The organism is Sutterella faecalis, from assembly GCF_006337085.1.
In the GTDB taxonomy this organism is placed as follows: domain Bacteria; phylum Pseudomonadota; class Gammaproteobacteria; order Burkholderiales; family Burkholderiaceae_F; genus Sutterella; species Sutterella faecalis.
The window spans coordinates 1,118,087-1,140,208 of record NZ_CP040882.1 but is presented as its reverse complement, the minus strand read 5'-3'; the positions used below and the strand labels follow the sequence as shown (position 1 = coordinate 1,140,208).

Annotated in this window: 12 protein-coding genes; 9 read left to right on the top strand and 3 right to left on the bottom strand. The window is 59.0% G+C overall.

Annotated features, from left to right (window positions below; all coding sequences use genetic code 11):
- Positions 1 to 165: 165 nt before the first annotated feature.
- Positions 166 to 3,663, bottom strand: a complete 3,498-nt coding sequence (locus tag FG381_RS04505) for an Rne/Rng family ribonuclease (RefSeq protein ID WP_139687736.1) — start codon at positions 3,661 to 3,663, stop codon at positions 166 to 168.
- Between the two features lie 1,526 nt (positions 3,664 to 5,189).
- On the opposite strand from FG381_RS04505, the gene FG381_RS04500 reads away from it, so the two are divergent.
- The 8 genes from FG381_RS04500 (at position 5,190) to FG381_RS04465 (ending at position 18,062) form a co-directional block, all read left to right on the top strand.
- Positions 5,190 to 6,206 carry an RluA family pseudouridine synthase gene (locus tag FG381_RS04500; RefSeq protein ID WP_139687735.1) on the top strand — a complete coding sequence of 339 codons (1,017 nt, stop codon included), beginning with the start codon at positions 5,190 to 5,192 and terminating at the stop codon, positions 6,204 to 6,206.
- On the top strand, positions 6,199 to 6,888 hold the full coding sequence (locus tag FG381_RS04495) for an HAD family hydrolase (RefSeq protein ID WP_226960335.1): 690 nt from the start codon (positions 6,199 to 6,201) through the stop codon (positions 6,886 to 6,888). The genes FG381_RS04500 and FG381_RS04495 overlap by 8 nt, the downstream gene beginning before the upstream one ends.
- 132 nt (positions 6,889 to 7,020) lie before the next feature.
- A complete protein-coding gene (locus tag FG381_RS04490; RefSeq protein ID WP_165697830.1) occupies positions 7,021 to 8,439 on the top strand; it encodes an ATP-binding protein in 1,419 nt (472 codons plus the stop codon).
- A 434-nt stretch (positions 8,440 to 8,873) separates the two neighbouring features.
- On the top strand, positions 8,874 to 12,095 hold the full coding sequence (locus tag FG381_RS04485) for a type I restriction endonuclease subunit R (protein WP_139687733.1): 3,222 nt from the start codon (positions 8,874 to 8,876) through the stop codon (positions 12,093 to 12,095).
- A 22-nt stretch (positions 12,096 to 12,117) separates the two neighbouring features.
- Positions 12,118 to 13,701: a type I restriction-modification system subunit M gene (locus FG381_RS04480; protein WP_139687732.1), complete on the top strand. Its 1,584-nt coding sequence runs from the start codon at positions 12,118 to 12,120 to the stop codon at positions 13,699 to 13,701.
- Entirely contained in the window at positions 13,691 to 14,845 is a 1,155-nt protein-coding gene (locus FG381_RS04475; protein WP_165697829.1) for a restriction endonuclease subunit S, read from the top strand. The genes FG381_RS04480 and FG381_RS04475 overlap by 11 nt, the downstream gene beginning before the upstream one ends.
- Positions 14,846 to 15,134: 289 nt before the next feature.
- Complete coding sequence (locus FG381_RS04470; RefSeq protein WP_228025700.1) at positions 15,135 to 16,292, top strand: pyridoxal phosphate-dependent aminotransferase; 1,158 nt, start codon at positions 15,135 to 15,137, stop codon at positions 16,290 to 16,292.
- Positions 16,293 to 16,445: 153 nt separating this feature from the next.
- Complete coding sequence (locus FG381_RS04465) at positions 16,446 to 18,062, top strand: gamma-glutamyltransferase family protein (protein ID WP_139687729.1); 1,617 nt, start codon at positions 16,446 to 16,448, stop codon at positions 18,060 to 18,062.
- Positions 18,063 to 18,149: 87 nt separating this feature from the next.
- Here FG381_RS04465 and FG381_RS04460 read toward each other — a convergent pair whose 3' ends face one another.
- Positions 18,150 to 19,649: an FAD-dependent oxidoreductase gene (locus FG381_RS04460; RefSeq protein WP_226960337.1), complete on the bottom strand. Its 1,500-nt coding sequence runs from the start codon at positions 19,647 to 19,649 to the stop codon at positions 18,150 to 18,152.
- Positions 19,650 to 19,938: 289 nt separating this feature from the next.
- Between FG381_RS04460 and FG381_RS04455 the strand changes: the two genes are divergently transcribed.
- Positions 19,939 to 20,682 (top strand): cyclic nucleotide-binding domain-containing protein, encoded by a 744-nt coding sequence (locus FG381_RS04455; protein ID WP_139687728.1) that lies wholly within the window; start codon positions 19,939 to 19,941, stop codon positions 20,680 to 20,682.
- A 73-nt stretch (positions 20,683 to 20,755) separates the two neighbouring features.
- On the opposite strand, the gene FG381_RS04450 is transcribed toward FG381_RS04455, so the two are convergent.
- A complete protein-coding gene (locus FG381_RS04450) occupies positions 20,756 to 22,048 on the bottom strand; it encodes a dicarboxylate/amino acid:cation symporter (protein WP_139687727.1) in 1,293 nt (430 codons plus the stop codon).
- Positions 22,049 to 22,122 lie beyond the last annotated feature (74 nt).

Sequence of the window (22,122 nt, the reverse complement as noted above, 5' to 3'; positions counted from 1 at the left end):
AAGGGGGCCCGGGAGGTCGGGAAGAACGTTCACTTCATTCTCGTCACGCGAAAAGCTTCCCTCAGAGTAGACCGTGCGCCGCGGGAATGCTGCGTTTACCGCATAGAAAAGCGCCCCGAATGTGACGAACATTCGGGGCGCCGCAAAAAGAACAGGGTTTAGTCCTTAGTTCTTCTTCGTTTCCACCTGCACGAGCACTTCGGCTTCAGAGGCTTCGACGCTCGACTCGACCTTGCGGCCCGGCTGAATGACGGGGGCATAGTCGACCGGGCGGCAGAGCTCGGGCTTCGTGTGAACCTGCGTGAGGGGGCCTTCCTCGGCTTCAGCTGCGGCGTGCTCGACCACGCGGCCGGGCTGGACCACGGGCTCATAGCCCGTGGCCGCCGAGGGCTTTGCAGTGTGAACCTGCACGAGTCCTGCCGAGCGGAGGTTATCTTCAAGGCCCTCTGCAATGGAGCCCGTGAGCGCGGGATGCTCAGTCTGAGGTTCCGCAGCAGGTGCGGCAGGCGCTTCCGCTGCAGCTGCAGCAGCTTTCGTCGGCGCTTCAGGCGTCGTCGCGGGAGCCGCTTCTGGTGCCGGAACCTCGGGAGCCGCTTCAGGAGCCTTGCGGGTCTCAATCTGAATGAGCTTCTCTTCGGGTTCGGGCGCCTTCACGGCTTTCTCCTGAGGCGCTGCGGGCTTTTCTTCCTCGCGGACCTCAGCGCGCTCAGCGGCCTTCTCGCCTTCAACGATCCCTTCGTCGAGCGAAATCACTTCAGCGAGGACGGGCGAGGAGGCGGCAGCGCCTTCCTTCGTTTCCTTCGCCTCGGGGATCCGGTCGGCCTGGGCTTCCGTGCGGGGCTTTCTCGAGCGGCGGCTGCGGCGGCGTTCGCCGTCGTGAGCGCTGCCTTCCGTCTGAGCGCCGGCAAAGGCGCCTTCGACGGCCTGAGAGACCGCGGACTTGGTTTCGATCTGCACGAGCGGTTCCGCAGCAGGCGTCCAGACGGGCTGCTGGGCGACTTCAGCGGCAAGCCCCTGGGGTTCTGCCGGCTGAGCCGACTGCGCTTCAGCGCCTTCCTGCGCCTCAGCGCCGCGGCCGGAACGACGGCGGCGGCGCGGACGGCGGCGGCGGGCGCCTTCCTCATCCGATTCCTCGCGGGCTTCGGACTGTTCGGCAGCCTTGTCGCTCTCAACGATCCCTTCGTCGAGCGAAATCACTTCGGCGAGTGCGGGCTGAGGAGCGGCCGCACCTTCCTGGGTTTCCTCGGCTTCCGGAATGCGGTCGGCCAGGGCTTCATCTTCCGCGGGACGACGGCGCGAACGGCGGCGGCGAGAACGACGCTCTTCGTCGCCCGATTCCTGTTCGACCGTAAAGACCGGCGCTTCGACTTCCGTCTGGTTCACGGCATCGGGAAGGCTTTCTGCCGTCATGGTCGCGATGTCTTCGGCCGGACGAGCGGATTCCTCCGTGCGGCGTTCCTGACGACGATCGTCGCGGTCGCTGCGCTCAGTGCGCTCCGTGCGGGGCGCGCGCTCGGCGCGTTCCGTGCGTTCGCTGCGGTCCGCACGATCGGTGCGCGTTCTGCGGCTGCGGCCTTCGGTCTTCTCCGTGCGTTCAGCGCGTTCCGTACGTTCCGAACGCTCGGGTCTTTCAGACCTTTCCGTCTTTTCAGAACGATCGCTCCGTTCCGCGCGCTCGAGACGTTCGGTGCGCTCCGTGCGGGTGCGGCCCGAACGCGTGCGGCGGTCGTTCCTGCCGCCGCGGGTGCGGCGCCTTTCGTCCGTCTTTTCAGCGGGCTTCTGCTGAGGCTTCTCCTCGGTCTTCTTTTCCGTGCTGTCGCCGCCCGTGAAGAAGGCGATGATGCGCTGGAAGAGGGACTTCTGAGGCGTGACCGGAGTGAGCTGCTTCACCTTGCCGGCATCGGGCTTCTGAGCCTTCTCTTCCTTCTGGGCTTCAGCCGCATGGACGGGAGCCGGGTCGCGCTCGATCAGGTTCTTGATGACGGGAACCTGCTTGGGACGCTGGGGCTTCTCTTCCTGAGACTTCTGAGCGTACGGGTCGTCGGCCGTCGTTTCGATTTCCTCGGCGAGGTCGAAGCTCGGAACGTGCGTATCGAGGCGCTCGTCGTCCTGACGGATGCGCTCGATGTGATAGTGCGGGGTCTCAAGGTAGGTGTTGGGAACGAGCACGATCGGCACGCGGTGGCGCGCTTCGAGCTTCGTGATGTCGTTACGCTTCTCGTTGAGGAGGAACGTGGCGACATCGACGGGCACCTGGGCCTGAACGGCGCCGGTACCTTCCTTCATGGCCTCTTCCTGGAGGATGCGCAGCACCTGGATCGCGCAGGACTCGGTGTCGCGGATGACGCCGACGCCGTTGCAGCGCGGGCAGGTGATGTGGCTGCCTTCGGAGAGGGCCGGACGCAGACGCTGGCGCGAGAGCTCCATCAGGCCGAAGCGGCTGATCTTTGCCGTCTGGACGCGGGCGCGGTCGTAGCGGATGGCGTCCTTCAGGCGCTGCTCCACCGCGCGCTGGTTCTTCGATTCGGCCATATCGATGAAGTCGATCACGATGAGGCCGCCCAAGTCTCTCAGGCGCATCTGGCGGGCGACTTCGTCCGCGGCTTCGCAGTTCGTGCGGAAGGCCGTGTCCTCAATGTCGGCGCCGCGGGTGGCGCGGGCGGAGTTGACGTCGATCGCGACGAGCGCTTCCGTGTGGTCGATGACGATCGCGCCGCCCGAGGGGAGCGGAACGGTGCGCGAGTAGGCGGTTTCGATCTGCTGCTCGATCTGGAAGCGCGTGAAGAGCGGAATGTCGTCGCGGTAGCGCTTCACGCGGTCGACCATGTCGGGCATGACGTTCGCCATGAACTGGCGCGCCTGCTCGTAGATCTCATCCGTGTCGACGAGGATTTCGCCGATCTCGGGCTGGAAGTAGTCGCGAATGGCACGAACGACAAGGTTCGATTCCTCAACGATGAGGAAGGGAGCGGGATTAAGGCACTTGCCGCTTCTGCCGTTCTTCGTGGGCTCGGACGAGACCGAACGGACCTTGCGGCCGTTTTCTTCCGTCACGTATTCGTACTGCGGGCGCGCAGCGTCGACGATCGCATTCCAGAGCTTCAGGAGGTAGTTGAGGTCCCACTGAAGCTCCTCGGTCGTGCGGCCGATGCCGGCAGTGCGGGCAATGGTCGACATGCCGCTCGGGATGTCGAGCTTGTCCATTGCTTCGCGCAGTTCCTGACGCTCCTCGCCCTCGATGCGGCGCGAGACGCCGCCCGCGCGCGGGTTGTTGGGCATGAGCACCAGATAGCGGCCCGCGAGGCTGATGAAGGTCGTGAGTGCGGCGCCTTTGTTGCCGCGCTCTTCCTTCTCAACCTGGACGATGAGCTCCTGACCCTCGCGGATGGCTTCCTTGATGGTCGCCATGCGGACGTCGACGCCTTCGGCGAAGTAGCTCCTCGAGATTTCCTTAAAGGGCAGGAACCCGTGACGCTCTTCGCCATAGTCGACGAAGCAGGCTTCAAGAGAGGGCTCGATGCGGGTGACGACGCCCTTGTAGATGTTCGACTTGCGGGCTTCGCGGCCGGCAGTCTCAATGTCGATGTCGATCAGCTTCTGGCCGTCGACAATGCCAACGCGCGTTTCCTCGGGATGCGTGGCATTGAAAAGCATGCGCTTCATTTGGGATTTCACTCCTCGCCGCCCATTGGCCGCGGGCGGACTGTGGCGTGCCGCAACGGAAGGCAGGAGGTTTTCCCTGAAGCATTTCAGGGCATTCGTCTCGTGAGGGTGCCTGACGGTATTCCTGCGAAACGATTCTTTCTCTCATCTTCTGAGAAAAAGTCGTAGGAAGCTTCCCTCAAGCTGAAGCCCCCTGCGCGGCGCAACGGGAGAAATACTTCTCTCAAAAACGCATTGCCGCGTCGCTATCCGGCTGATGTGTTGCGCTCATTTCCTTCGGTCCCGAAACGAATTGACGCGGGATGCGAAGGAAAAGAACGGTTTGGGGAGAGTCACATCCGACCGGAAGAACTTCCTCTGCCGCTCGTTCTGAAGGGCTTCTCTTTGAAGTGAGAAGCTTCGAACCCAAGCGGGGAGTTCTTCGGGAAGGGGCTCAATCCCTCACGATCTGCCGGCAAAACTCACGAAAAGCCAGGCGCTCATTCATGCATCAGAAAAGGACGGGAAAGCCGCATGAGGCCCGCTGCAAGCCCCGGGGAAGCCCATTCAAGCTGAAATGGATCGGGAGCCAGCAGAAAGCAGAATGCATTCTGCGCGAGGGACTCTCTTCAGAAAAATCCGGACGATCGGAGGGAGGTTCCGCGAGCCTCTTTCTTTTCAGGGACTGAAGGGCGCTGGTGAAAGCGCTTCATCGAGCCCGAAAGGATGAAGGGACTCAGCAATCCGGCATCAATGGATCCTCTCGCCTCAGGGCCGAAAAGTCGGCCTCAAAGTTTTCCGCAGGAGCGTCTCACGGCTGAGCTCAACCAAAGTGCAGCGAAGCATTTCTGTTAGCTTCGCCCCCGGGAGCACGCAAAAGCCGCAATCGGACCTGCTGAGAGGCGGTCGGAGGGATCAAATTGCCGGAAAGTGAATCCTTCATTTGCCTTCAGGCTCGGAGCGTTCCGGCGCTTTTCCTCATTGAAAGAAAAGGTCTGCAGGAATCTTCCGGGCGTCCGTCTCTTCCTGAAGAAAAATCCGCAAGCGCGAAAGCTTCCGCGCTTTCAGCTCGCCCGAACCCGATTTCCGAAGAACGGACCTCAAGGGGACAGGGTGCCTTGCGTTTTCTCTCCGGCGCTTTTCTGGAGCGCATGTCAGAGCGGATGGCGAACGAAAAAAAACTTTGCCTGTTGCGGCATCAGCCCGAAATTCATCCTGCCTGAGCGCTCAACAGCTCAACGCAGGAATCCTCACGGACCGAGCCTGCGGCGCCGCATTCCTTTTTCAGGCACTGCGCCGCCGCGTCAAAAAAACTCTGCCTCCTTCGTTCACAGGAATCCTCGACGCCTTTTTCGGGCGGAAATCGTTCCGGATGAACGAAGGAACAAATCCTTTGTGAGGCGTGAGAAAATGACCCTCCGCGCCGGCTGAAGCTTTCGCGCTTCGGCCGCATTGCGCGTGCGGATTCATCCGCTCATGCTCTCGATCGCTTCGAAGCGGAAAAGCCGACTTCGAACGACAGCCCCTAAGTATAAGCACTACAGGATATGACAGACACAACCAAGGCCGAAATTAAGCCGCTCGCCTCATCACGGGTTCGCGCGCTCCCGTCGGATCGGGTGAGCTACATCGAGATCGGCGAGGATTCGGACGGCCAGCGGCTCGACAACTTCCTCATGCGTCTTGCGCGCGGCGTGCCCAAGGGTCATATCTATCGCGTCATTCGGGCGGGCGAGGTCCGGGTGAGCAAAAGCCGCGCGAAGGCAGAAACGAAGCTGAAGCTCGGGGACGTCGTCCGTGTGCCGCCGATGCGCGTTGCTGAGCGCTCCCCGGCAGCCGAAGCCCCTGCGGCGCCCCTTGCCAAGGGGCAGCTTGAAGTCCTGCACGAGGACCGGCATCTCCTGATCGTCATGAAGCCCTCGGGGCTCGCCGCTCACGGGGGATCGGGAATCGCGCACGGCCTGATCGAGCGCCTGAGGGCAACGCGTCCGGAAGAGCCTTTCCTCGAGCTTTGCCACCGGCTTGACAAGGAAACGAGCGGCGCCATCGTGATCGCCAAGACCCGGAAAGCGCTCGTACGCATGCACGACCTCATGAAGGAAGGCGGCATCGAAAAGCACTACAAGCTCCTCGTGAAGGGAGACTGGGTGAATGAACGGCGCCACGTGAAGGCGCCGCTTGAGCGCTATCTCCTCTCTTCGGGAGAAAGGCGCGTGCGCGTTTCCGCGCTCGGCATGAGCGCGCACACGATCTTCACGGTGTTGAAGCGCTTCGGCGTCGTCACTTATCTCGACGCCGAACTCAAGACCGGCCGCACGCATCAGATCCGCGTTCATGCGCTCTCGGAAGGCTTTCCGCTTGCAGGCGACGACAAGTACGGCGACTTCGCCTTCAATAAGGAGCTTGCCGCGGGGCTTCTCGGCGCCCCTTTGAAGCGGATGTTCCTTCATGCCTGGAAGCTCAAATTCATTCATCCCGTTACGGGCGAGCTGCTCGACATCGAGGCGCCGCTCCCCGAAGAACTCGCTCAGGTAATCCGTGCTCTGGAGAAAACCAATGACTGACGAAATGAATTCCGCCGGGAAAGTGCCGCCGGCCGGCCCCTATAAGCTCGTTGTTTTCGACTGGGACGGCACAATCCTTGATACAACCGCCGCCATCGCGATCAGCATTCAGTATGCGGCGGAAAAGATGGGGCTTCCGGTGCCGTCGGCCACGAAAGCGCGTTCAGTGATCGGTCTCGGCTGGCGCGACGCCATGAAGATCATTGCGCCCACTTGTCCGGAAGAAGAATTCCCGCAGTTCGGCGCCTACTACGTTGAGCGCTATCGTCCGGAGGAAGGAAAGGTTCACCTCTTCCCCGGCATAGAAAATGTGATTCGAACGCTTCATGAGCGCGGCGTCACGCTCGCGATTGCCACCGGCAAAAGCCGGCGCGGCCTCAATCGGGTTCTGGAAGCGACGGGACTCGGAAAATACTTTGCCGATACGGAAACGGCCGACGAAAACCCGTCGAAGCCCGATCCGGGAATGCTCGAAGCCGTCGCCATTGCGACCGGCATCGATCCCGCCGACACGATTATGGTGGGCGACACCACGCACGACCTCGGCATGGCCAATGCCTGGGGCTGCCGCTCGATCGGCATGACCTACGGCGCGATGACGGCTGAGATGCTCGAACGCGAGAAGCCCGTGGCCCTCTGCCGCGATGCAGAGGAGCTCGCCCGGGTTCTCGGACTGAGCTGAAGGCGAATGGCGGCGGGTTTCCCTCAGAAATCGAGAGGAAGACCCTTGAGCTCCCGGCATCTCTTCCCAGATCACAATCTGGCAGATCGTAATCTGCCAGATTACGATCTGCGGGAAAGGAAGTGCTCTTCGATGGACCGGCTTCAATTCCATAGGCGTGCCGGAGAGCTCAGGTCGCTCGAAGATGCCTGCAGGAGCCCTCGCGCGGAAATGGTGATCGTCTGCGGCCGGAGACGAGTGGGAAAGACGGCGCTCATTCAGAAAGTCTGTGAAGGAAGAGAGACCTTCTGGTACACGGCGAAAGCGTGGAAGGATGAGTACCAGCTTGAACGCTTTTCTGATGCTTTAAGCGCCTGGCTCGGCAAAGCCGGCGTGCGCTTTGCGAGCTGGACCGCGGCTTTTGAAGCTTGCGCTGCAGCGCCCGGTGAAGGACGCCGCATTCTCGTCATTGACGAGTTTCAGCACATTGTTCAGAAACACCCGGGCTTTCTCCCGGAACTCCGTGCCGTCTGGGATGACGTGCTTTCAAAGAAGAATTTCCTTCTGATTCTCCTGAGCAGCGACGTTCCTTGCGTGGAGAAGGACGTGCTCGGCGACCGGAGTCCCTTGTCCGCCTTGTCCGGCCGGACGGGGACTGTTCTGCAAGTCCCGCCGCTTTCCTTTCAATCGGTGTCGGCCTTTCTTCCAGAATACGACGTCGACGATCTCTTCAAGGGATATGCGGTGTTGGGCGGGATTCCCTACTACTGGCAGTGCATCGATGCCCGTCGGTCCATGGAAGAGAATCTGGCGCTCCAACTGCTTCGCTCCAACGGTTTTCTTCATGACGAGCCGCCGTCTCTTCTGCGTGAGGCATTCCGTGATCCTTCGACTTACAACGCGATTCTGAGGTCGATTGCCCTGGGCGCATCAACCAGAAGAGAAATTGCCAAGCAGAGGCATGTGGACAACCGGACGCTCACGAAATACCTGACCGTGCTCGAGGAGATGGATCTGATAGAACGGGAATTCCCTGTTTTTTCGGGACCGGAAGAAGCGGGAAGCGCTTCACCGGGCCGTTATCGATTCAGCGATCCCCTGCAGAAATTCTGGTTTCGGTTTCTCGCCGATGCGCCGGACCTCATCCTGTCGCAGGAAGAGGCGCAGCTCAAGTGGAGGGAGATGGTTGAGCCGTCCTTTGACGCGTTCGCTCACGAAGCATTTGCGGCGGCATGCAGGGAATATCTGCTCCGAAGGCGTTTCGAAGGGAAGCTTCCGGCGGCTCGGATGCACTTTGGGCGCTGGTGGTCGGGGGACGCTGAGATCGACATCGTCGGCGCCGACGATGCGCGGCAGAGCTGCATTGCTGCAGATTGCATATACCGGCAGGATGCAGCCGGCATGAAGGAGCTCCGGTTGCTGCAGAAAAAGTGCGCGCAGCTTCCGGTGGCGGACGATGCCGTTTTTTCCTACTGGATTTTTTCGCGGAGCGGCTTTGATGAAGCGCTGAAGAACGAAGCCGAAGCGCATTCAAACATCCATCTCGTTCCGATGGAAGCGCTCCTCGATTGAAAGGTTCTTTGCTCAGGCGAGGGATGCCGTTCAGCTCCCGAAGGAACAAACGGCATGGCGTAAACGGAACATGACGCGCTCTCAAGCTCGCAATGGCGCGCCGCTCCATTTAAACTTAGTCATGACCCCTCAATTGAGAAATGAGTGGGGGTCGAGGAAGCCCCGGCAGCCACGGTAGCCACGAAGATGTTGGAGAAATAAGCAGACAGAGCGGCCACCAGGAAGACTTGCTTTTCCTAACGCCTCGTCATCAGCGTCAAGCCTGCGGACAGAGCAATATAGGGTTCGAAAGTTCCGCAGCGATTTCTTACCGATAAACGTTTAAAGCGTTATCCAAAAAAAAACTTGCGCAGACAGGCGGTACGCCGGGGGCTTCCTTGTCTTTCCAGAGGGTGAGGCGGCGCATCACCCATCACGATCTTTTCGGAGGGTGCATGAGAGTCGGATACTGCGAGTCTGAGTATGAGGCCGCCACGCTGAATCTTCTTGAAGCTGAAGGGTGGCTTTGCTCCCGCGGCGATGAGCTTCACCGCAAGTATTCCGATACGATTCTCGAAGAGGATCTGAATGCCTTTCTATGCCGGCGCTATCCTGACTTTACGGGGGAGGAGCGAAGCCGCGTTGTCTTCAATCTGAGAAATACGGGCGGCAATACAGACTACCTGGCTCTGCGCTCGGTGGGGCAGCTGTGCCTGAATGGCTTCGTCTTTGACCGCGACGATGCAAGCCTGCCTAGCCGGCAGGTGGACTACATTGATTTTGAGAGGCCGGACCAGAACATATTCAGGGCCGTCAGTCAGCTTACGGTTCGGGAGCTCGGCGCGGAGAGGCGTCCGGATGTTCTGCTTTATGTGAACGGGATTCCGCTCTGCATCATCGAGCTCAAGAATCCGGCGCAGCGCCAGGCTTCCATCAGCAGTGCATGGGAGCAGATACACATCCGCTACAAGCGCGACATTCCGTCTCTCATGAAGTTCTGCCTCCTCTCCGTGATCAGCGACGGCGGCAGTACGCGGCTCGGCACGACCTGTGCGCCCTTTGAGCATTACTACGCGTGGAAGAAAGTTGAAAACGAGGAGAACGCAGCCTCAGGACTCGGAGAGCTTCAGTCGCTCGTAAAGGGGGCTTTGGCTCCGGGGCGGCTCCTCGTGATCGTCAGGGATTTTGTGTATTTCCCGGATGTGCAGGAAGGTCAGCAGCAGGAGCTGGAAATCGTCTGCCGCTATCCGCAGTTCTTCGCCGTCAGAAAGCTTTATGCGAGCATTCTGACGCACCTTCGCAGCAAGGGCGGAGACGGGAAAGGCGGCACCTACTTCGGCGCAACCGGATGCGGCAAGACCTTAACGATGCTTTTTCTCGCTCGGCGCCTCATCAAGCGGACGTCGCTCGCACCGACAATTCTCATCATCGTCGACAGAGAAGACCTAGAGACGCAGGCAGGGAAGCTCTTTGAGGCTTCGACTGATTTTCTGGGCGATGAGTCTATTCGCGCCTTCGAGAGTCGTGAGGACTTGAAGAACGAGCTCCGTGCTCGTCAGTCGGGCGGCGTGTTTGTCACAACGGTGCAGAAGTTCTGCGAGACGACGGGGATGCTCTCCCGCCGGGGCAACATCATCTGCTTCAGCGACGAAGCTCACCGCACGCAGCTTAATCTCGGAGAGCGTCTGGAAATTAAGGACGGCAGGAAGGGAGAGAAGGCGGGCGCCTTCGTGAAGCTCGGCTTTGCGCAGTACCTTCATGACGCCTTGCCCAACGCGACGTTTGTGGGCTTCACGGGCACTCCGATTGAAGACACGGTCCATGTCTTCGGGCCCGTCGTCGACAAATACACGATGCAGCAGGCTGTAGCCGACGGCATCACCGTGCCGCTCAAGTATGAGGCAAGGCTTGCCCGCATTGTTCTGAATTCTGAGAAAGCAAAGGAGATTGAGGCTTACTACGCTGAATGCGAGGAAGAAGGTGCGGATGCGGAGAAGGTTGAGAAAAGCCGCCGGGCAATGAGCCGGCTGGATGTGATCCTGGCGGATGACGATCGGCTCGAACGCATGGCGGGAGACATTGTTTCGCACTATGAGAGCTATGCGGCCGAGCATGCCGGCACCGTCTCGAAAGCCATGATCGTCTCTTCGTCGAGGCCCATTGCTTATCGCCTGCTGCAGAAGCTCAAGGCGCTTCGTCCGGAATGGTTCGCGCCTAAGCGCGCGGCCGATGAATCAGCCTTCAATACGCCAGAGCTCAAGGCGGAGCTTGAAGGCTATCAGAGCCTCCCGATGGTGAACATGGTCGCCACGCGCGGGATCAATGACCCGAAGGAGATGTTTGATCTCTTGGGCGACAAGGCGCACCGGCAGATGCTTGACCGCGAATTCAAGAAGCCGCTCTCAAACTTCCGCATTGCGGTCGTTGTTGATATGTGGATTACGGGGTTCGACGTCCCTTGCTTAGCCGTGCTCTACAACGACAAGCCTCTGCAGCGGCATACGCTCATTCAGACGATTTCGCGCGTCAATCGCAAATACCCCGGGAAGGAATACGGCCTCATAGTCGACTACATCGGCATACGCGAGAACATGCAGCGTGCGCTGAAGCAGTTCGGCGGAAATGAGGAGCTGCCTGCCGATATTGAGGTCACGTATGCGGTCTTTGCCAATGAGCTGCAGATCCTGAAGGAGCTGCTTCACGGCTTTGCTGCCGGGGACTTTTTCGCCGGAGATCCGATGGCGAGGCTTCTCACGCTGCAGAAAGCTTCGGAATTCGTGCTGTCGCAGCCTCCTCAGGGGGAAACTTCCTTCCAGACCGTCTTCAAAGGCCATGTGCGCCGCCTCAGGTCGGCTTACGGCATTCTCCAGCCGGCAGGGCGCTTGAGCAGGGAAGAGAGTGCGTGGGCGCAATTCTTCATGGCTGTGCTCGAACTCAACGACAAGACGAGCAGCTCGGGGGAAAGCCTCGAAACGATGAACCATGTTGTCGAAAACATGGTGTCGGAGGCCCTTCAGTGCACCGGCATTGAAACGGTTCTGAATGCCGAAGGCGAGGAAGAGCTTTTCTCCGACAAATTCACGGACGAGCTCAGCAAGATCAAGCTGCCTCACACGAAATTTCAGCTCCTCGTCAAGTCGCTCAAGAAGGCCATTCGGGAATACGGCAGGACGAATCAGTTGAAGGCCCAGCGCTTTGACGAACGTCTGCAGAAGGTTGTGGATCAATACAACGCCCGGGACAAGCTCGTCTTTGCGAACGAGGTGGCGTCGCAGACCGTCAACTCGATCCAGGAGGTTGTGCGAAAGCGCCTCAACGACCTGACTGAAGAGGTGCTTTCGCTCTTCCGCCAGCTTCGGAAGGATCGCGAGGAGTTCAAGCGCCTCGGCATCACCTTTGAGGAGAAGGCTTTCTACGATATTCTTGTGGACCAGCGCGAAGCCCACGGCTTTGAATATCCGGACGAACGATGCCTCACGCTGGCGCGCAAGATTAAGGAACTCATTGATAATTCAGCCGTGTATGCCGACTGGCTGAACAATGACAACCTGAAGGCAGATCTGCAGGCAGAGCTCACGATTCTGCTCTATCAGGAAGGCTATCCGCCCGAGTGGGATGAGGAGGTCTTCAGCCGGGTGATGGAGCAGGTGCGCAATTTCAAGACATACAACAACTGAACAAAACAGCTAGGAAGAAGAGATGGCACGAACGAAAGGTGCAAAGAAGAAGCCCGTGGAATTGAAGCTCGAGGATGTGTTGTGGAATTGCCGGGATGTTCTGCGAGGGAAGGCGAGCCTTGCGACGCGGCGCGACATGATCCTGACGCTTGTGTTCCTGAAATTCATCGGGGAGAAATTCGTTCGCCAGAGAGAAAAGATCAGGGCTGACATGGCTGCCAAGGGACTCCCGGAGGAGCGCTTCCTTGAACTGCCGTCCTTCTACCAGCGCGACGGGGTGTTCTATTTGCCGGAGGACTGCCGCTGGGAGCGCCTCCTCTCTACCGACAGCGCCAGACTTCCGCTCGCGATCGACGAGATGACTTCGAGCCTTGATGCCGCTATTGCGAGCCTGCGTGGTGCGCTTCCGACGAAGCTTTTCACGGAATCCCGGATCGAAGGGAAGACGCTCAAGGCGCTCATTGACGAGATCAACAAGATCAGTGAGGAGCGCTTTCACGAGAAAGATCTGATCGGCCGGGTGTACGAGTACTTCCTTCAGGCCTTCTCCATCAATGCGGACAAGGAGGAAGGAGAGTTCTATACGCCGCACAGCATCGTCGAACTCATCTGCGAGTTGATTGAGCCTTATGACGGGACGATTTACGACCCGTGCTGCGGTTCGGGTGGCATGTTCGTGCAGGCCTCAAAGTTCGTTGAAGCGCACGGAGGCAATACCAAGGCCGTTCAGGTCTACGGGCAGGAAAGTCAGCCGGAAACTTATCGGCTCGCAAAGATGAACCTGGCAGTGCGCGGGATCTCGTACAACCTCGGCGACACCGCGGCTTCGACCTTCACGAACGATCAGCACAAAACGCTGAAGGCGTCCTACATCATGGCCAATCCCCCCTTCAATCTGAAGAAGTGGAGAACGGAGAACGAGCTCACGACCGACGTTCGCTGGGCAGGCTACGGGGTGCCGCCCGTGAGCAATGCGAACTACGCATGGATTCTGCACATGCTCTCGAAGCTCAGCGTCTTGAACGGTGTTGCGGGCTTTCTCCTCGCGAATGGTGCTCTGGGCGACTCGGATACCTATGAGATCCGCCGCAAGCTCATCGAGAACGACAAGGTTGAGGCCATCATTATTCTGCCGCGCGAGATGTTCTATTCGACCGACATCGGCGTGACGCTCTGGATTCTGAATCAGAACAAGAAAGGCGGGTCATACCATGGGCGGCAACTGCGCAATCGCGAGCATGAGATTTTGTTCGTGGACCTCCGAACCTGGAACCAGAACATCTACGAGAAGAAGTACGTGCAGTTCCTGCCTGAACAGATTCAACAGGTTGCAAAGATCTATCACTCTTGGCAGGGCGAAGGGACGGACGGAGCGAGTTATGCCGAACCGGAGCTCTATCGCTCAGTAGGATTCGATGAGATCAAGCAGAACGACTTCTCGCTCGTGCCGAGCCGGTACATTGAATTTGTAGACCGTGATAAAGACATCGACTACGAAAAGATCATGAGCGACACGGCTTCCACCGTCGCGAGCCTGCTAAAGCGGCAGGAGGCCAATCAGGAAGCGCTCAAGCATGCCTTCAAGGAGCTTGGCTATGAATTCTGAGCTTTTGAAGCAGGTGAAAATTGCGCCTCGAGTCACTCTCGGAAGCTACATAACGCGCGTGGAAAGATTCAATATTTCGGATGAGTATGGAGTCGATGATGTGCGCGGCGTGTCAAATACAAAAGGCTTCATGAAGACCCGCGCCAATATCGAAGGACGATCGCTCAAAACTTTTCTTGTGGTTCAACCCCAAGAATTCGTTTTCAATCGACGGACCACCAGAAATGGGGAGCGCCTAGGTCTTGGGTTTAACATGACCGAGCGAGCGTTCATTCTCACGGAAGATTACGTAGCTTTCCGGGTGAAATCGGAAAAAGAAACAGAGCTTTTAGCGTGCTACCTCTATCTCTATTTCTTGCGTGATGAATTTGACAGATATGTCCGGAGCAATTCATGGGGCAGTGCCACGGAGCTCTTCAACTGGGACGACATGTGCCGGGTGAAGATTCCTTTGCCGCCAATCGAGGTGCAGAGGGCATACGTGGAGGCCTATAAAGGGCTGACGTCACTCATTGAGGAGAACGAAGCATTACTGAAATCGCTTGAGGCTACGGCACAGGCGTGTGTGGCTGAATGCAGAGAGAAGTGGCCGATGGTGAAAATCGGTGGTTACATCCAAAGTTTCACGAGGCGAAATTCTGAAGATCGAGAACTCCCTTTTATGGGGGTCAATCGAGATAAGCAAATAGTGCCTACAGCTGCAAACACAGGGAACGTTGAACGGACCAGATACAGTGTTCTGAAGCAAGGGGAAATGGTCTTCTCAGGAATGCAGACGGGGCGAGATGTATGCATTCGCATTGCATTATGGGAACAAAACACGGATATCCTCCTTTCTCCTGCCTATACGACGTTCCGACTGGATGCCTCAAAACCTCTGTTGACGCAATATTTTTTCTTGAATTTCAAGTCAATGGAGATGGATCGCCAAGGTTGGTTTAAAAGTGACTCTAGTGTTCGCTCCAATCTCGATTGGGATCGTTTTTGTGAGATTGAAATTCCTTTGCCGCCAATCGAGATGCAGCAAGCAATCGTCGCGCTCTATCACTGTGCTGAAGAAGCGCGCAGCATTGCTGATGAAGCCAAGGCGCAGCTTGCTCAGGCCTGTCCTGCGATGATCCAGCAGGCCGCACATCGTCGCTGAAGATTGAGGCCGGAGCGCATTCAAACATCCATCTCGTTCCGATGGAAGCGCTCCTCGATTGACGGCTCCATTTCGCATTGCCTAATCAGGAGTGCGGATCTTGGCTGTGTGCGCTCAAGAGTTGCGCTTCTCCATAGATATATGTCCTATGCGGCCCGTTCCCGGCGCGGGCATGATGAAAGGAGCTTCCTAAGAAACATGCGTTGGGGCGCGGGCGCCTGGGCGTCCGATCCCTTACTCATGAAGAAGAAGCGCGCACACGCCAACATTGAGGAGAAAGAAGATGCACATGCAGCGACGTCAGGTTATCGGGGCCGCCATAGGCGGGGCATTTGCCGCGGCGCTTGCGCCTCAGGGTGCGGTTCGCGCCGCAGAGGCGCATTTCGCCGAAAAATTCGTGAAGCCGACGGCGGATAAGCCGCTCCTTGCCTGCTTCAACGAAAATCCCCTCGGGCTTTCCATGGAAGCCCGCGCGGCCGTCGCAAAGTCCGCCGCCGTCTGCAACCGGTATCCCTTTGCACGCGCCGAGACGCTGCGCAAAGCCTGCGCCGATTTCGTGGGCGGAAAGCCCGAAGAGATCGTCCTCTCCCAGGGTTCGGCCGAAGCCATTCGCGCTTCCGTTGAATCCTATGCCCATGAACCGGGCGCTACGCTCATCATTCCGGAGCTCACCTACAGCGACGGCGAGATGGCCGCAAAGAGGAACGGCATGCCGGTGGTCAAGGTGAAGATGGGAAAGAACTGGTCGATCGATATTCCGGCCATGCGTGCGGCGGCAGCCGAAGCCGCGAAGAAGGGCCCGGCGGTCGTCTACTTCGTGAATCCCAACAATCCCACCTCGACCATTGCCGACACGAATCAGCTTTTCGACTGGATCCGCTCGCAGCCGAAGAACACGGTCTTCCTCATGGACGAAGCGTACGGCGAATTCGTGGTCGATCCCAGCTGGAAGTCGACGATCGAGCTCGTCCATGCGGGTGCGAAGAACGTCATTGTTATGAAGACCTTCTCGAAGATCTTCGGCATGGCGGGTCTGCGCTTAGGGTTCGCCTATACCGCCTCGCCCGAGCTTCATAAGCGCGTGCACGACCACATTGCCTACGATTTCTTCATGAATACGCCGGCGATTGAAGCCGCGCTCGCGGAAATCGGCGACCTCGGATTCCTGCGTCTTTCGAATTCCGAAAATAAGGAAGCAAGGAAGATCATGGAGGATCTCTTCAAGGAACTAAACCTTGAATATCTCCCGAGCCAGACGAACTTCTGCTTCTTCAATCTCAAGGGGCCGCTTGAGCCCTTCGCGAAGGCGATGAAGGCCGAGAACATTCTGGTGGGCCGCCCCTTCCCGCCCGCGCTCACGTGGTGCCGCATTTCCTATGTGCGTCCCGAGGAGATGAAGTATGTGGCCGACGTGATGAGAGGCCTTAGGAAGAAAGGCGTCATCTGACGGGGAAGCGAAGTTGCTGCCGGAAAAAAGAATGAACTTTTCCGGCAGTTCCGCCCCGAGTCTTCAACGCTAATATTTCAAGAAACATTCCCTGAACCCGGCTGAGCTCATAGAAAAGCTTCCGCCGGGTTCTCTTTTGCGAGATTGATCCAAATGCCCTGGCCCGCTTTTGACCCTCTTGACTATCCTCATACCTCCCGCCGCACGGTGGTCTATGCCGCGAACGGCATGACCTGCGCGGGAAACCCCACCGCCGCCTCGATCGGCCTTCAGATTCTCCTGAAAGGCGGGAATGCCGTTGATGCCGCTGTCGCAATGGCGGCGGCGATGCCGCTTGTGGAGCCCACCGGCAACGGACTCGGGTCCGACGCCTTCGTGATGGTCTGGAAGGACGGAAAACTCTACGGTCTCAACGGTTCCGGCCCCTCGCCCGCCGCTGCGACGATCGAGGGCATGAAGGCGCGTGGCTTAACGGAAGTCCCGGCCTACGGCACGGTTTCCTCGGACGTTCCGGGGTGCGTCGCTGCATGGAGCGCCGTGCATAAGCGCTTCGGAAGCCTCTCCTTCAAGGACGTGCTCGCGCCCGCCATCCGCTATGCCGCGGAAGGCTTCGTGGTGTCGCCCACCGTTGCGCTCCTCTGGGAGCGTGCCTTCCGGCTCTATTCCGGCATGAAGGCGGATCCCCAGTACGCACCCTGGTTCGAGGCTTTTGCGCCGGAGGGCAGAGCGCCCCGGGCAGGCGAAATCTTCCGCTCTCCCGATATGGCAAAGACCCTCATGCGCATTGCTGAAACCGAAGGCGAAGCCTTCTACCGGGGCGAGATTGCCGACGCGATCGGGCGCTTCTACGAGGACCACCAGGGGTTCTTGAAGGCGAGCGATCTTGCCGCCTACAAGCCTGAATGGGTGGATCCGATCCGCGTCAACTACAAGGGCTACGACGTCTGGGAAATGCCCCCCAACGGGCACGGCATTACGGTGCTGATGGCGCTCAGAATCCTCGCCGGAATGAAGCTGGGTGCGCCCCTCACGGCCGAAACCATGCATCAGCAGATCGAGGCGATGAAGCTCGCCATGGCCGACACCGCGATGCACGTGACGGAGCCCTCCGCCATGCGCGTTACGACCGAAGAGCTTCTGTCCGAAGAATATGCCGAGTCGCGCCGGGCGCTCATCGGCGAAAAGGCGATGCTCCCGAAGGCGGGCGACCCGCGCGGAAGCTCCACCGTCTACTTTGCCGCCGCCGACCGGGACGGCATGATGGTGTCCTTCATTCAGAGCAACTACCGCGGGTTCGGCTCCGGGATCGTCATTCCGGGAACGGGCATTTCCATGAACGACCGCGCGAACAACTTTACGCTCGACCCGGAGCACGTCAACTGCCTCGCGGGGTCGAAGCGCCCCTACCACACGATTATTCCGGGCTTTCTCACGAAGGACGGCGAGGCGGTCGGCCCCTTCGGCATCATGGGCGGCTTCATGCAGCCGCAGGCCCATGTCCAGGTGGTGGAGAACATGATCGACTGGCACCTCAATCCCCAGCAGGCGCTTGATGCTCCCCGCTGGCAGTGGGTGGGCGGAAAGCGCGTTGAAGTTGAAGCCGACATGCCGCAGGCGGAAATCTTGAAGCTCGCGCGCATGGGACACGAGGTGAGCATCAAGGCGGACATGACGCTCATGGGACGCGGACAGATGATTCTCAGAAACCGCGACGGCGTTCTCTGCGGCGCGACCGAAAAGCGCACCGACGGTCAGGTGATGTGCTTCTGAGAAAAAGGGAGCGCCTTTCCTAAAAAGACGCTCCCTGCTTTAAGCGAAATGAAGTTCCGGGCGCAAGGCCCGGAACTATTTCACGGATTATTTCGTCGAGAGGATGTGCTTCACAGCCATGAGGCCGGAGGTCACCGCGAAGGACGAGGCCGTGCCTTCGCCCACCTTCAGGTCGTAGGAGTCGCCGTACATGCCGCCCGCGTCATGACCGATGGCATAGAGGCCCGGGATGACGTGATCGTTCTTGTCGAGAACCTGGAGGTCGGCATTCACCTTGACGCCGTTCAAGCTCGTCAGCGTATTGAGCTTGCCGCGGACCACGTAGAAGGGACCTTCAGAGACGGCGCGGAGGTAGTAGGGGTCCTTGCCGAACTGTTCGTCCTTTCCTTCCTTCGCATACTTCGTCATTGCGTCGGCGGAAGCCTTCAGGATCTTCGGATCCATGCCGGCCTTCTTGGCGACTTCCTCAATGGTGTTGCCGATGAAGACGTTGCCCTTCTTTTCGTTTTCAAGAAGGAGGGCTTCAAGCTGCGTGGCGGCCTGATGGCGCTGGATGAAGTTGCCGCAGGGGTTGGGGTAGCCCTTTCCCTTCGTCGAGAAGTCGCGGACCGTCGCGGCATCAAAGACGATGTAGGTCCATTCGCCCGTGCGGGCAATGGCGTTCGAGGCGGTGGGCCAGTCGATCGTGAGCTCTTCATTGAAGAAGCGGTTGCCCGTGCCGTCGACGTAGAGGAGGCCCTGACGGAACATCGCGCGCAGTTCCTTGTTGGCGCCGTTGCAGATCGCCTCGCCTTCGGCAGGCATGAAGGCGCCGTTGATCATCATGGGACCAATGTTGTCGCCCACGGCGCCGACCTGCATCGCCATATGAATGCCGTCGCCCGTGCGGCCCGGAGCACCCACCGGAATCATGTCGATGCCGGTCATTTCCTTCACCATCGGGACGTTGAAGTTGTAGCCGCCGGTCGCGAGAATAACGTTCTTCGCGCGGACCGTGACCTTTTCGCCCGAACCGTTCTTGGCTTCGACGCCCACCACCTTGCCGTTTTCAACGATGAGCTTTTCGGCCGGGGTGGAAAGGAGGAGCTGGCCGCCCTTTTCCTTGAAGATCTTCACCATCGTGGAGGGAAGGGCACCCGCCTTCGGATAGATGTGCCACGTGAGGACGTCGTTGTTGCGCCAGGCGGTCTTCACCTCCTTCCAGTGCACGCCGTGATCCCACACCCACTGGACCATGTCGGCGGAATTGTCGACGAAGGCCTTCATGAGGGGGGCATTGACGCGCCAGTGATGGTAGGCGGCCATGCGGTTGAAGGCTTCGGTCTTCGTGAGCTTCACGCCCTTTTCCTTCTGCATGAAGCTTTCCGCAGCGAAGGAGCCTTCCATGAAGTTGCCCGCGCCGCCCGCAAAGGCGTTCTTTTCAAGCATGATGGTCTTGAGGCCGCCTTCAACGGCTTCAACCGCGGCAACCGTGCCGCCGGCACCGGCGCCCACGACGACGAGGTCGGCCGTCAGGTTCTGGTCGGCCCAGGCGGGCAGCGTCATTGCAGCGGCAACGGCAAAAGCGAGGGTTTTAATCTTGGCCATGGAAATTTCTCCTTTTTCTCTAGGCATTGCGCATCAAGTGGCGTTCTGGTGAGGAACGACTTTGGATGCATCAGAATTTGCCCGAGAGGGTTGCTTCCTGTCAGTCTCCTTTGAAACCCGTCTCATTTGGTACCTTATCTCTTTGCAAATCGAAAGGCGGAAAGTAGAATTTAAAAACACATAAATATCAAAGCAGAGCGATATGGCATATTCGACTCAATGGCTTAATGTCGTGCGACGGCCCCGCATGAGGTTATGGAAACTACCAGCAGGTGCGCATGAGCCCCTGATGCCCTGGATTACGCCTCAGGTACCGCCGGAGCTCGAGGCGCTTTTTCGTGCCGAGGGTCAGGTCCGGCAGCTGAATGGCGGCGAATATGTCTATACGCCCAGAATGCCGCTCTCGCTCATGTCCCTCATTACGCAGGGCGTAGCGGGCAGAACCTTCGGGAGCATGTACAGTCAGTCGAAGCAGGGCATGGCCCTTGCCGTGGCGCATCGCATCTGCGGCGGAAACCATACTTTTCATTCCGGGCGACCTGGGAACGGCAGATATTTCGCCGTGACGCCTCTTGAGGTGATCACGCTCCCGAATGCCCGGATCAAGGAGCGGATGGAAGAGTGCCAAACGTTGAGGCAAGCCGTTGAGGTGCAGCTCGAATGCTGCATTCAGTCGGACCGCATCGGGCTTGCGGCCAATTCGGTGCTCCCCGTTCAGGACAGGGTGAGGCTTTATTTCCTCTCCTGGGCATTTGCTTACGGCAAGCTCGAAATGCGCTCAGGCGCCGAGTGGGTGCGGCTTGAGGCCGTGCTTCCGCAGACCCAGGTGCTGCGCGTCACGAGCTCGAGCCTCATCCAGGTGAAGCGCTGCTACGCGGAATTGAAGGCGAGCGGAGATCTTCTGAGCGAAGGGAGCACGGTGTTCATCCGGGCTGAGGCACTCGACGGCGTCTGGGCATGGCTTTGTTCGAGCGAGGAAATTACGTGCGACTATGCGCGCCCGAAGGACTGGAGGGGCTTTCTTCAGGGATGAGTTTCCCAAAAGAAACGGACCTGCCGGTCTTCCGGACAGGTCCGCTCTAAAGCGCTGAGAAAAGCGCTGCCGCTTAGTTTTCCTCTGCAGTGGATTCAGCTTCTTCTCCGTAGAGGTCTTTATTCACCATCGCCGCCACGCAGCTGTCCGACCAGACGTTGAGCGTGGTCTCAACCGCGTCGATCACGGCGTAGAAAGGCAGAATGACGCCCATCAGGAGGATGGGCACATTCATGCTCGCAAGAAGCGAGGCGGAAAGGAAGAAGCAGCCCATCGGGACGCCGGCGTTGCCGACGGCGGCAATCGTCGAAATCAGCACCCAGGCGGCAAGCGTGCCGAACGTGATGTCGGCGCCCGCGTTCTGCATGAGGTACACAACGGTAAGGAGAATGAAGGCCGCGCACCCGTTCATGTTGATGGTCGTGCAGATGGGAAGCACGAAGCGCGAGACAGGACGGCGGATGCCGAGGCGGTTCTCGGCGCTCGCCATCGTGACGGGAAGCGTGCCCGCGGAGGATTTGGAAAAGAAGGCGACGGTAAGCGCCGGCACCATGGCGCGGACCACCTTGATGGGGTTGAGGCCGCGGGCAAGAAGAACGAGCGGCAGGATGACCGCCATCTGGATCACGTTGGCGCCGAGTACCACCATGAAGTAGGTGCCGAGGCCGCCCAGTTCAATCCCCGACGAGAGATCGGAGGCCAGCACCGATGTGAAGCCGAAGATGCCGATGGGGAGCGCCTTGATCACCCAGGAAACGATCTTGAAGAGCACTTCCTGAAGCCCCGAGAAGAAGGCGAGGAGCACTTCCTGCGAGCGTGATGCGGGAATGCGCGCGATGGCGATGCCGACCGCGGCGGAAATGAGGAGAACCGAGAGAACATTGGCCGAAAGGAAGGGCGCGAGGATGTTGTCCGGAATCACCGATTCAACGTACTTGAGGTAGCCTTCGCCGCCCGCGTTGGCAACGGAGGAGAGCGGCGCCGCGGCGGAAGCCGCCACGGAAACGTTCTCGGGCGTGAAGAGCTCGTAGAGAAGCGCCGCAAGCGACGCGGCGAGAATCGTCGTGAAGAGCGTATAGAAGATCGTGTGGCGGAAGATCTTCCCGGAATTTCCGGAGCGCGAGATGCCGGCAAGCGTCGAAATGATCGAGACCGCAATGATCGGCACGGAGACGAATTTGAAGATGCGGATGAAGAGGGTCGAAATGAAGTCGGCGCTCGTGCGTCCGAGTTCAGATCCCCAGAGGCCGTTCGCGACGCCGAGAAGGATGGCGGCAACGTAAAGGATGAGAAGCGTCCAGCCGCTCGAGCGCGCCGGGGCGTTCTCCGGAGCTTCCTGGGCTTCTTTCGGATTTTGTATATCCATAGTCGGTGTCCTTGTTCAGGCGTTCGGGAAAGAGGGATTTACTAATTCTATTCTTGATTGAATCAGTCAGGAAT